Source organism: Nocardia tenerifensis NBRC 101015, from assembly GCF_000308715.1.
GTDB classification, from domain to species: Bacteria; Actinomycetota; Actinomycetes; order Mycobacteriales; family Mycobacteriaceae; genus Nocardia; species Nocardia tenerifensis.
Window position 1 is genome coordinate 1 of record NZ_BAGH01000557.1, and the last position, 12,637, is coordinate 12,637.

Sequence of the window (12,637 nt, forward strand, 5' to 3'; positions counted from 1 at the left end):
GGCGATCGGGTCGTGGGCGTGGTGGGTGCTGCTCGCCGTGCTGGTGGCGTTGCTCGCGCTCGGCGTCTACGACCTCGTGCAGACCCGGCATTCGGTCCTGCGGAACTACCCGCTGCTCGGCCACATGCGGTACCTGCTGGAGAGCCTGCGCCCGGAGTTGCAGCAGTACTTCATCGAGCGCAACTACGACGGACGGCCGTTCGACCGCGACACCCGCTCGATGATCTACGAGCGCGCGAAGGGCACCAACGGGGAGCTGTCCTTCGGCACCGAGCGCGACATCGAGGAGGTCGGCTACGAGTACCTGGTGCACTCCGTCGCGCCGGTCCCCGTGCCCGACGAACCCCCGCGCGTGCGGATCGGCGGCCCCGACTGCACCAAGCCGTACTCGATGTCGCTGCTCAATGTGTCCTCGATGAGCTTCGGCGCGCTGTCGGCCAACGCGCTGCGGGCGTTGAACAAGGGCGCGGCGCTCGGCGGGTTCGCGCACGACACCGGCGAGGGCGGCCTCACGCCCTATCACCTCGAGGGCGGCGGCGACCTGATCTGGGAGATCGGCTCCGGATACTTCGGAACCCGCACTGCGGACGGGCATTTCGACCCCGACAAGTACGTCGACCAGGTCGCCCACGAGCAGATCAAGGCGGTCTCGATCAAGCTGAGCCAGGGCGCGAAACCTGGGCTCGGCGGCGTGCTGCCTGCCGCGAAGGTCAGCGCGGAGATCGCCAGGTACCGCGGCGTTCCGGAGAACGAGAAGTGCGTCAGCCCCGCCGCGCACTCGGCGTTCCACACACCGCGCGAACTGATCCAGTTCGTGGCGAAGCTGCGTGAACTCGCCGATGGCAAGCCGGTGGGGTTCAAGCTGTGCGTCGGCTCGCGCATCGAGGTGCTCGCCATCTGCAAGGCCATGCTGGCCGAGGGCACCGCGCCCGACTTCATCATCGTCGACGGGGCCGAAGGCGGAACGGCCGCAGCGCCTTTGGAGTACGAGGATCACGTCGGCCTGCCGCTCACCGACGGGCTGATGACCGTGCACAACGCGCTCGTCGGCACCGGCCTGCGCGACCGGATCAAGATCGGGGCCAGCGGCAAGGTCGCCGTCGGCAACGACATCGTCAAGCGTCTTGTCCAGGGAGCCGATTACACGAACTCGGCCAGGGCGATGATGATGGCGATCGGCTGCATCCAGGCGCAGCTCTGCCACACCAACGAATGCCCGGTCGGCGTCGCGACCCAGGACCCGCGGCGGGCGCGGGCGCTGAACGTCGCGGACAAGACCGAGCGGGTGCGCCGCTATCACGAGGCCACCGTCCGCCACGCCGTGCAGATCATGGCGTCGATGGGTGTGTCCGATCCCGCCAAGCTGAATCCGCACATGCTCCGGAAGAAGATTTCCCCCACCGGTCAGCACTCCTACGCCCACCTCTACGAGTGGCTGGCCCCGGGCCAGTTGATCGATGAGCCGCCCGAGGCCTGGGCGGTGGATTGGGCCGCGGCCCAACCGGACTCGTTCCAACCGGACGTCCTCAGCCGCAACGCGTGAGCCTCACCCGGCCGCGTCGGCGAGCGCACGCGCGCGACGCCGGGTGACCAGCCAGCCGAAGCCGGCCGCCAGCGGGAAGACGGCCACCCCGTATACCGCCGCGGGGATGGCCATCTCGGTGCTGTCGAGCACGCTGATGGCGATCGTGATGGCGATGACGCCGTTGTGGATGCCGACCTCCATCGCGCACGCGATCGCCTGCCGCCCCTCGACCCCGAGCGCGCGCGGCACGAGGTAGCCGACGGTCAGGCTGATCAGGCAGAACACGATCATGGCCACGCCGACGGCGCGCACGTTCGGGATGATGTCGGCGCGTTGGTCGATCATCGTCGCGGTGATCACCAGCGTCAGCGCCAGCACCGAGCCGATGCGCACCGGCCGGTCCATCCGGTCGGCGAACGCCGAGGACAGCCGCCGCACCAGCATGCCGAGCGCGACCGGGACCAGCACGATCGAGAACACCTGCACCACCTTGCCGAATTGCAACCCGACCGTGGCGTCCCCGTTCGGGTCGAAGTAGTCGATGGCGAGGTTGGTGATCACCGGCACCGTCGCCACCGCGATGACCGAGTTCACCGCGGTGAGCGACACATTCAGCGCGACGTCACCGTGGAACAGGTGGCTGAACAGATTCGCCGCCGTCCCGCCGGGCGAGGCGGCGAGCAGCATCACCCCGATCGACAGCACCGGCGACGGGTCGAACAGCAGGACCAAGCCGAAGGCGACCGCGGGCAGCACCACGAGCTGACACCCCAGCGCGATGGCGACGGCCTTGGGGCTCTTGGCTATTCGGGTGAAGTCCGCGACGGTCAGCGAGAGCCCCAACCCGAACATGATCACCACCAGAACCAGCGGCAATCCCACAGAAGTCAGCGCAGAGTCCATGGTGTGTCCTCACCATTCGATCGAATCCGCCGGCGGATCCGATCGCCGCCGACGGCCCGTCCCGGCGCGTGCGGCGCGGCGCTCGCGTCGAGTCGCCGGGGCGGGCACCGAGCGGGTCGCCCGATTCATCCGGCCGCGCGCCGAGACAAACCCGAAACTGCCAGAAACGACGCTGGGACGCAAGGATTTTCGGCGGGCCGCCGCGCTCGGGGTCCAGGCCGTCAGGTGGCGGCGCCGCACACCTCTTGATTCCCGCATATCGAAACGCATGCGATTCCAGGTGCGGGAAATCAGAAGGTGTGCGGCGGTAGCGGAGCGCCTTGTGCCGCAGTCGCTTTCGTGGCCCATCGGCGAACCCGGCTCGGCCGACCGGGCTGATCACCGCCCCGCGGTGGAGAGGTGGAAGGCTTCGGGTTCGGGGCGGCGGGTGGCGCGCCAGTAGTTGGTGCCGGTGCCGGGCCAGGATTGGCGGTTGTGGCCGGTGTGGTCGAGGAACCAGCTGTGGCAGCCGCCGGTTACCCAGACGGAGCGGTCCAGCTTGCTGTGCAGCCAGGTGTTGAAGGTGCGCTGGACCTCGTCGTGCACCTCGAGCCGGGTCGAGCCGCGCTCGTTCATCATGCGCAGGCAGCCGACGATGTAGCGCACCTGGGACTCGATCAGGAAGAGGATGGACTGGGCGCTGCCGCCGGAGTTCGGGCCCATGATCATGAAGAAGTTGGGGAAGCCCGCCACCGTCATGCCGAGATAAGCCTGCATGCCGTCGCGCCAGGCCTCCTGGATGGTCAGGCCGTCGCGGCCGACGATGTGTTCGGTGGCGCACCGGTTGTCGGTGGCGAAGCCGGTGCCGAGCACGATGACGTCCGCCTCGTGCAGCACGCCGTCGCTGGTCCGGATCCCGGCCTCGGTGAACTCCTCGATGCCCTCGGTCACCAGGTCCACGTCGGGGCGTTGCAGCGCGGGAAAGAAGTCGCCGGAGAACAGGATTCGCTTGCAGCCGAAGGTGTAGTCGGGGGTGAGCTTCGCGCGCAGTTCCGGGTCGGGCACCTGCTTCTTCAGATGGTGCAGCGCCATCGCCTTCAGCAGGAAGTTCCAGCGCGGGTGGAAGTAGCCGTACACCGGCGCCTCGTGCAGCCAGAACGCGGCGCTGCGGTAGATCTTCATGACGCCGGGGAACGCCTTGAACAGTCGCTGCTCCACGCCGCTGACGGGGCGGTCCATCTTCGGCAGCACCCAGTGCGCGCTGCGCTGGAACACCTCGACGTGCGCGGCGGTGTCGGCGATGTGCGGCACGAGCTGAATGCCGCTCGCGCCGGTGCCGATGACCGCGACGCGCTTGCCGGCCAGGTCCACCGAGTGGTCCCAGCGCGCGGAGTGGAACACCGGGCCGGTGAACTTCTCGCGCCCCTTGAACTCCGGGATGTGCGGCTTGTGCAGAGCGCCGTGTGCGGCGACCACGGCGCGCGGACGGTACTCGTCGCCGTCGGCGGTGCGCACCACCCAGCGGTCGGCGGCGTCGTCGAACTCGTAGGACACCACCTCGGACTGGAAGCGGATATACGGCTCGACCTCGTAGTCCTTCACGACGCGCCGGATGTAGTCGAGTATCTCCGGCTGGCTCGCGTACATCCGGCTCCAGCCGGTATTCGGTGCGAACGAATACGAGTACATCATCGACATGATGTCGCACGCGCAGCCGGGGTAGGTGTTGTCCCGCCATACTCCGCCGACACCGTCGGCTTTTTCGAGTACGACGAAATTTCGCTCGCCCGCCTCCAGCAGTTTGATCGCCATCCCGATGCCGGCCAGTCCGGTGCCCACGATGAGAACGTTCGGATGCACCGTGCTCACCTGATCGGTGGATTCCATTGTTCCCCTTTACGCCACGTGCCGCGAACTCCGGCAACGTAATTCGGAATATGGGCGCACTACGCCGGGGCGCCCGATCGCCGCTGCGCCGCAGAGGGGTTGCCGATTCCCACGTAGCAAATCGCCGGTGAATGGTTCCCTCGAAGAGAACCGACATGATTACACCACAGGAGAGCACGCGACGTACAGAAAAATGTTCATGCCGTGGGCATCGGTGCGCAGCTATGACACTCCATGCGCATGCACGCACAACCTGTGCACCGGAGTCACGCTGCCTGGGTACCTCAGGCCGGACCGCAGGGCGTCGCGCCGGCCGGACAGGGCTTGGCCTGCACCACCGGCGTCCCCAACGCCGTCCGGCGCTCCACCGGAAGCCCGGTCGCCTCGTGCAGCAGCGACTTCGCGGGCTGCCACAGCCGAAGCAGGGTCTGCTCGTCGGGCACCTCGGCGCCGCGCGCGGTGGGTTCACCGGTCGGGTCCTTGCCGCCCTCGGTGAGCCGGTGGCACGCGAGCGCCAGCTCGGCGACCATGCGCATGTGCTCCTGGTCGTCCTCCTCGACGGTGCTCTCGACGAGCTCGTCGACGGCGACGGGCAGGGGCGCGACGTAGCGGGCGACGATCTCGGCCGCGTCGTGGATCTCCATCCGCCTGCGGTGCAGCCGCTCCTGCGGCGAAACGTTCCAGCTGTCGGCCCGTTTCAGCTGGAAGACGACCTGAGGCGCGGCGGCCGTCAGGTCCCGCCAGACCGGGTACATCCGGCGCGCCGCACGGGATTCGGCGTCCATGCGCAGCAGCTGCACGATGGCCTGCGCGGAGGACGGGATGAACACCAGGGTCAGCGCGGCGAAGATGAACAACCCGGGCTCGCCGGAGACGAAGCCCTTGGACACGCTGTCGTAGATACCCTGGGTGAACGCGTTGCCCGCGCCCGCCGCGTCCAGGATCGCCGCGATCGCCATCAGGCAGACGGGTAGCGAGCTGGCGATGCCGAACAGCACCAGGGTCGCGACGGAGATCCGCTCCCACAGCGTGGTCGTCCGCCACACCGTGCCGCGGATCTTCAGCACGTAGTAGTAGCACGAAACCAGCACCGGCAGTGCGGAATACAGCGCGATGTAGACGCCGTAGCGCCAGCCGCCGTACTCGGCGACCGAGGACATGCCCTGCGCCCGCGCCGGACCGCTGAGCACCAGGAAGGCCAGGCCGATGCCCGCCGACAGGCCGAGCACGATGCGGAACTGGATGCGGTAGCGCACCGGGCCGTTCTCGTGCAGCAGCGCCATGCCGAGGCCGAACGCCCAGGCCGTCACGGTGAGCCAGTGCCAGGTGTCGAAGACGGTGGGCAGGCCGCCGGGGATGACCCGGGCGACGTGCTCGGCGAAGATCGGCTCACGTAGGAAGGCCGCGGCCGCGTCGAACCCGAGCAGGGTGTTGATGAGGCGCCCGAAGATCGAGGTGTGCAGCGTCAGCGCGAGGCGGATCAGGGTGATCAGGATGATGAACAAGGTCACCGACAGCGTGACCCCGGTGGGCAGGTGATCCTGCGGCCACATACGTTTACAGCTCTTTCAACATCGGGTCGCGGCGGGGTCCGACGGTCCTGGCGCGGAAGCCGATGAGCGTCGCCAGCAGCTCGGCCTCGTACTCCTCGATGGAGGCGTAGCTGGACGCGCCGCGCGCGGCGCGGACCGCGGACAGGTCGATCTCGGGTTCGAGCGCGACCCCGCTGGTCAGCGTCGACCACTCGACCGCCGTGATGGAGGTGTCCTGGCCGTGGTCGAGCAGCATGTGGCTGACCTCGTGCAGGGCGACGTGCAACTCGACCGCGGGGTCGGAGGCCTGCCGCAGAAAGATGACGTCGTAGCCCTTGCACGCCAGCCACAGCCCGCACAGTCCGACCGGAGCGGTCGGCGGCAGCAGTAATCGAACGATTCGCCGCCCGCGCATGCGCTCGACCGAGGCGATGAACTCCTCGATCGTCCAGTCGGCCGGAAGTTCGAGTCGATCGACGACGGCCTGGAGGCGGGCGCGGGTCGAGATCTTGCCGCGTGCCGGACTCCACGCGAGGCCGGCGACCTTGCGCCGGAACAGTCTCAACATGTCTCATGCCTCCTCGTAGGAGCGAGGCGATCCGCGCCGGTGGTGTCCGGCGCACCGGCACTACCGCTGGTACGAGCTGCTGCGTCGAGGCCGGTGAAATGCGGATCGGATGCGTTCACGATTTCCTCCCCCGAGCACCTGGAGATCTCACCTTGTTATCGCGCACAACAGCGGCCTCGTTGCCACCGGGTGCCATGTAGTTCGTCGAAGTCATCCGTTTCTAACGCTGAAACGCAACAATGCCCGTTGTCCTGGATGCCCTCTGCGGACCGGCATGTCGACACACGTCGAGTCACCATTGTCGACCTGCCGGGCTGGCTTATAGCCTACCTTCCACGCGCGCCTCGCGTGGTTGTAATGTGACCGCCAAGGGGGATTGATTGTGCCGTTGACCAGGAAGAATATGAGACACCGGTAAGTCACGGGCCGGTGCGCGCACCCCGGCGGGCGGAGATCAACTGCCGGTGGAACGCCGAAACATACGGGGGCCGACCATGTTTCGCGTTATCGGGCGGTCGATGATACGTCCCATGACTGCCGATATCTATCCGATACATAGGCAATCGCGGCCGCAGCGCGCGCACCCGGATGATGTCGAGAACCCTTGTGTCTCAGTAGGTGTCGGGCGCGCGGCGCAGCCCACGGCCTCGCCGCCGTCCCACCCGGCGCTGTGAGGTGCGCATCCCGCGTGAAACGGTGCGGGACGGGGGGAGAAGATCCCGCGAAAGCTCGCCGAAAAACTAAGCCTGCGGCCCGTTCTCGTCGGCGTCGTGGCCGGAGTGCGCGGGGTCGGCGGTGTTCTGCAAAGCCTGCAGCAGCCGGTCGATCGCCGTCTTGGGGAAGATGAGCTGATAGCCCTCGGTGTGGCTGCGCGCCCGCTTCAGCTCGATGCCGAGCCGGTCGAGTTCGGTCACCAGATCGACGACGGAGCGATGCTTGCGCGCCAGGTTCTGCAGCGCGCTCACGCCGCTCTCCACGTCGTCATCGTCGTCGGCCAGCGCTACGGCGGGTTCCTCGTCGGCGGGCACGCCGAGCGTGCCGCCGTGGTACAGGGCCGAGGTCGCGCTGCCCGGCGGCAGCCCGAGGGCCTCGAGTGCCCGGTTGTACTTCGCCTCCGTGGTAGCGCTGATCGTGTCGACCTGACCGCTCTCGATCCGCGACTGCACATTGCGCGTCGGACCGCCGAGGTCATGGATGTGCTGGTGAGTTACCAGATCATCGGGAAGATTTCGCTGCCGGAACGCCTTCAGCTGCCGTCCGAACCGCTGTCCAGCCGACTCGACTTTATTACGCTTCACGGTCTCGCTGGCGCCCAATTCGTCGCCCATGGCAAGCATCCTACCACTCGGCTGCGCAGAGCTGTTCATCATGCGCACGCACCACCTTCCATGCCCGGTCGTCGCAGGGCGCAATAGCAACATCATGCCCCTGACACCCTCGTTTGGGTAGCGATACCGTCCTCGAGATGTGCATCGTCACCGGTTCGATGCACAGCAATGCACACGGATGTGTTGACATGAGTGTTTGTGGTCGTTAAATTCGGTCAATGAGTGCGGATCTGGGCACTAGGCGTGAGGTGGGCACCGATCATGTGGAAGTTCAGCACGACTCCCTGTGACCCGATGCCTGCCTGCGCCGATCGCTCTCACGTGCTCATTGCCGATGACTCGTTGCCTACTGGGCGTTCGAACGGCTCGGTCCGACCTCCGAGGTCCCGTTCGGATAGGGCCGACACCGGCGTCGGCGACGGCCGGCGGTCACCGACCGCCCGGCCGTCGACCGAGAGTCACTCGGATGGCGAAAATCTCGGATCGAAAGTCATGTTCCTCGAGGGGGGAACATGACCGCCAGCTTCATTTCGGCAACCGCCGATCGTCGAATCGACGAACAAAACAACCTGCTCGATATCGCCTCGCTGATGGATTGGATGCCGCGTTTACGCGCATCGCCACGCCGCGCGCGAATGGTCGATACGAATCCTGATCGGCTCGGCGGCAACAAATAGACGTTGCCCCCGGGGTCGATAGATGTGTGTTCACAAAACGAAGGTAATGCGATGGATTCTGTGCACAGCTCCTCGATCGAGGCCGAGACGAGCGCCCCGCAGGGCGAGACGACCGCCCAGGAGGGCATAGCCGTCGTGGGAATCGGTTGCCGATTCCCCGGGCAGGTCTCCGACGTAGGCGATTTCTGGCAGCTCCTGCTCGATGAGCGGGACGCCGTTCGCGAGGTACCCGAGGACCGCTGGACAGGCGCCGCCTTCTACGACCGTGACGCGGCCAGGCCGGGCCATCTGCGCACGCGTTCGGGCGGATACCTCGACGACGTCACATCATTCGATGCGCAATTCTTCGGCATCACCCCGCACGAGGCCGCGCGGATCGATCCGCAGCAGCGGCTGTTCCTCGAGACGACCTGGGAGGCCCTGCAGGACGCGGGCATCGTCCCCGAGCAGCTCGCCGGCTCGAAAACCGCGGTGTACGCGGGTGTTTCGGGCCACGACTACGGCATCATCCAGCTGAACCCGGAGAACCGCTACCTCATCGGCGGCCACACGATGACCGGTGTCACGAACTGCATCGTGGCCAACCGCGTGTCGTACCTGCTCGACCTGCGCGGCCCCAGCATGACGGTGGACACCGCGTGTTCGTCGTCGCTGATCGCGATCCACCTCGCGTGCCGCAGCATCCGCTCCGGCGAGGCGACGATGGCGATCGTCGGCGGCGTGAGCACCCTGCTCATCCCGGAGGCGACCATCGGCTTCAGCCAGGGCACGTTCCTCTCGCCGGAGGGCAGGTCCAAGTCGTTCAGCGAAACCGCCGACGGCTATGTGCGCAGCGAGGGCTCGGGCACCATCGTGCTCAAGCCGCTGTCCGCGGCCATCGCCGACGGCGACCGGATCTACTCGGTGATCCGCGGCAGCGCGACCAACCAGGACGGGCGCACCAACGGCATCTCCGTGCCCAGCGAGGAGGCGCAGGCGCAGATGATCGCCGACGCCTGCCGCGACGCGGGCGTCACGCCGGCCGACATCGGCTACGTCGAGGCGCACGGCACGGGCACCGCGGTCGGCGACCCGATCGAGGCGCGCGCGCTCGGCAAGGCGCTGGCCGTCGGGCGCAACGGCCACGGCCCCTGCATCGTCGGCGCGGTGAAGTCGAACCTCGGCCACCTCGAGTCGGCGGCCGGTATCGCGGGCGTCATCAAGGCGTGCCTGGTGCTCGCCAACGGCGAGATTCCCGCGAATCTCTATGCGGACAACCCGAATTCGACCATTCCGTTCGAGGAACTGGGCCTGCGGCTCGCGCAGTCCCGCCAGCCCTGGCCGCACGGCAGGCCACGCCTGGCGGGCGTGAACTCCTTCGGCTTCGGCGGCTCGAACGCGCACGTGATCCTGGAGGGCCCGCCGGAGAGCGCGCCGAATATCCAGGGCGCCAATGGAAATGGGCACGCCGCGCAGGTGGAGACGCAGGCAGGCGACGAGTCGGCCGCGCAGGAGCCGGTGCTGTTCACCCTCAGCGCCAAGACCAAGGACGCGCTGCGCGACTACGCCGACAGCTACGCGGACTTCCTCACCGAGCCCGTCGCGTCGCTGCCCGTCATCGCCGCCACCCAGGCGCGCACCCGCGCGCACTACGACCACCGCCTCGCCATGGTGTGCTCGTCGACCGACGAACTGCGCGACGCCCTGCGCGATGTCGCGCGCGGCGCCTCGCCCGAGTCGCTGCGCAGCGGCGTGAAGGCGCCCGCGGTGCCGAGCGTGGCGTTCGTCTTCTCCGGTCAAGGCCCGCAGTGGTGGGGCATGGCGCGAGAACTGCTGGCGCAGAACGAAGTTTTCCGCACCACCGTCGAGCGCGTCGATCGCGAGCTGAGCAAGCACGCCGACTGGTCGGTGCTCGAGGAGCTCGGCCGCGACGAGGCCGACAGCCGCATCGGCGAGACCTTCATCGCCCAGCCCGCCGTCTTCGCGGTGCAGGTCGGGCTCGCGGCCCTGTGGCAGAGCTGGGGCATCGTCCCCGCCGCCGTGGTCGGGCACAGCATCGGCGAGGTCGCCGCCGCCTACGTCTCGGGCGCGCTGACCTTCGAGGACGCGGTGCGCGTCATCTTCCACCGCAGCCGCGTGCAGCAGCAGGCCTCCGGCAAGGGCAAGATGCTCGCGGTCGGCCTGCCGCTGGCCGCGGTGGAGCGCCGGGTCGAGGGCTATCGCGGACGCGTGGCCATCGCGGCGCTCAACGGCCCCGAGTCGATCGCGCTGGCCGGTGATCCGGACGCGCTGGAGGAGATCGAGCGCCAGCTGAACTCGGAGAAGATCTTCTGCCGCATGCTCCAGGTGAGCGTGGCCTTCCACAGCCACCACATGGATCCGCTGAAGGACGAGCTGATCTCCTCGCTGGCGGGGCTCACCTCCGGCGAGGCGACCGTTCCGATGTACTCCACGGTCAGCGCGGACATCGTGCCGACCGGCGGGCTCGACGCCGAGTACTGGTGGCACAACGTGCGCGAGCCGGTGAAGTTCGCGCCGACCGTCGACCGCCTGATCGAGGATCAGCACCTGGCGTTCGTGGAGCTGGGCCCGCACCCGATCCACTCCACGGCCATCACCGAGCTGCTCGACCAGCGCCACGCCGAGGGTGTCGTCGTCTCGTCACTGCACCGCAAGCAGAGCGACCGCCTCACCCTGCTGTCGTCGCTGGCCGCGCTGTACGTGAGCGGCTTCGAGCCGCGGTGGGACGCCCTGTTCGCCGGGGCGGCGGAGCGCGTGCAGGTGCCGTTCTACCCGTGGCAGCGCGAAACCTATTGGGTGGAAACGCCTTCGGCGCGCGATCGACGCTTCCCGTCGCTGTCGCACCCGCTCGTCGGTGACGAGGGCCGGGTCGCGGACGAGCCGGGCAAGCACGTGTGGGAACTCGTGCTCGACCCCGACGTCTACCCGTGGCTCGACGATCACCGCGTGCAAGGCCCGATCGTCTTCCCCGGCGCCGCGTACCTGGACATGGTGCTCGGCTGTGCGGAGAGCGCCTTCGGCGCGGGCCGGTACTCGCTCGAGGACGTCGAGTTCCGCCGGGCGCTGTTCGTCTTCGACGACCGGCCCGCGCCGGTGGTGCAGGTGGTCCTCTCGGAGTCGCTGCACTACTCGGTCTACTCCCGCCAGGACGGCGACAAGGACTGGACCCTGCACTCGGTCGGCACCCTGCGCCGCGGCGCGCCCGACACCGAATTGCCCGTGCCCTTCGCCGAACTCGACGCGGAGTGCCCGGAGGAGATCGAGCCCACGAAGGTCTTCACCAAGCTGCGCAACAACGGCCTGATGCTCGGCCCGACCTTCAAGGCCATCACCAAGCTCAACTACGCCGACCTCAAGTCCCTCGGGCGGATCGACACGCCCGCGGCCCTCGCCGATGAGGCGCCGCGGCACGCGATCCACCCGGCGGTGCTCGACTCGTGCTTCCAGTCGCTGTCGATCTCGATGGGCAACGACCCGAACAACGAGGACAAGACCCTCTACCTGCCGGTGGAGGTCAAGCGGCTCAGCTTCTACGCCAAGGCGACCGGGCGGGTCTACTGCTACGGACGCGCGCAGGTCACCGACGACATCGCGTACTGCTACGGCGACCTGTGGATCGTCAACGAAGACGGCACGCTCGTGGCTGAACTCGAGGGCTTCAAGGGTAAGTCCATCACGCAGAGCACCGAGGACGGCGACGCGCTGCTGCAGTGGCTCTACGAATTCCGCTGGCACCCCGCACCGGTGCGGACCAAGACCCGCCTGGCCGCCGACTTCCTGCCCGCCCCAACGGATCTCGACAACGCCGTCGCGCCGCTGGTCGACGAGCTGGAGAACTGGTCGGTCAACCGCGAGTACCACGCGGGCATCGAGGCGGAGCAGGACGCGCTCAGCATCGCCTACGTGACCGAGGCCTTCTACAAGCTCGGCCTGCGCTTCTCGACGGGGCGCACCTGCACCGTCGACGAGCTGGTCGCCGAGATGGGCGTGCACGAGAAGCATCGCCGGTACCTGATCCGGGTGCTGGGCCTGCTGTCCCAGCACGGCCTCACCGAGCGTGTCGGCGACGACTGGCGGCTGCTGGTCGTGCCGGAGCGGGTGGACACCGCGGCGGCGCTGGCCGCGCTGCGGACGCGCTACCCCGATCAGTACGAGCCGGAGCTGGCCGTGCTGCGCCGATGTGGCACGGAACTGGCCGCGGTGCTGCGCGACGAGGTCAACCCGATCGAGCTGATCTT

Annotated in this window: 8 protein-coding genes; 3 read left to right on the plus strand and 5 right to left on the minus strand. The window is 67.9% G+C overall.

Annotation, left to right across the window (positions count from 1 at the left end; translation table 11 throughout):
* The first annotated feature begins 4 nt into the window (after nucleotides 1–4).
* Nucleotides 5–1,543, plus strand: coding sequence for an FMN-binding glutamate synthase family protein (locus tag ON39_RS36545; protein ID WP_063713437.1), 1,539 nt, complete (start codon nucleotides 5–7; stop codon nucleotides 1,541–1,543).
* A gap of 3 nt (nucleotides 1,544–1,546) precedes the next feature.
* On the opposite strand, the gene ON39_RS36550 is transcribed toward ON39_RS36545, so the two are convergent.
* From ON39_RS36550 to ON39_RS36570, 5 genes are all read right to left on the minus strand, one after another.
* The gene (locus tag ON39_RS36550; RefSeq protein ID WP_040740985.1) at nucleotides 1,547–2,428 is read right to left on the minus strand and encodes a bile acid:sodium symporter family protein; all 882 of its coding nucleotides are present in this window, start codon (nucleotides 2,426–2,428) and stop codon (nucleotides 1,547–1,549) included.
* A gap of 378 nt (nucleotides 2,429–2,806) precedes the next feature.
* A complete protein-coding gene (locus ON39_RS36555; protein ID WP_040740986.1) occupies nucleotides 2,807–4,294 on the minus strand; it encodes a flavin-containing monooxygenase in 1,488 nt (495 codons plus the stop codon).
* Between the two features lie 284 nt (nucleotides 4,295–4,578).
* A complete protein-coding gene (locus tag ON39_RS36560; protein ID WP_040740987.1) occupies nucleotides 4,579–5,847 on the minus strand; it encodes a DUF6545 domain-containing protein in 1,269 nt (422 codons plus the stop codon).
* A gap of 4 nt (nucleotides 5,848–5,851) precedes the next feature.
* The gene (locus ON39_RS46380) at nucleotides 5,852–6,394 is read right to left on the minus strand and encodes a hypothetical protein (protein ID WP_051187559.1); all 543 of its coding nucleotides are present in this window, start codon (nucleotides 6,392–6,394) and stop codon (nucleotides 5,852–5,854) included.
* Nucleotides 6,395–7,134: 740 nt separating this feature from the next.
* The gene (locus ON39_RS36570; protein WP_040740988.1) at nucleotides 7,135–7,722 is read right to left on the minus strand and encodes a hypothetical protein; all 588 of its coding nucleotides are present in this window, start codon (nucleotides 7,720–7,722) and stop codon (nucleotides 7,135–7,137) included.
* A gap of 512 nt (nucleotides 7,723–8,234) precedes the next feature.
* Here ON39_RS36570 and ON39_RS49230 point away from each other — a divergent pair.
* Entirely contained in the window at nucleotides 8,235–8,399 is a 165-nt protein-coding gene (locus ON39_RS49230) for a hypothetical protein (RefSeq protein ID WP_157195582.1), read from the plus strand.
* 51 nt (nucleotides 8,400–8,450) lie between these two features.
* A partial coding sequence (locus tag ON39_RS36575) for a type I polyketide synthase (RefSeq protein ID WP_157195583.1) occupies nucleotides 8,451–12,637 on the plus strand: 4,187 nt, incomplete at its 3' end.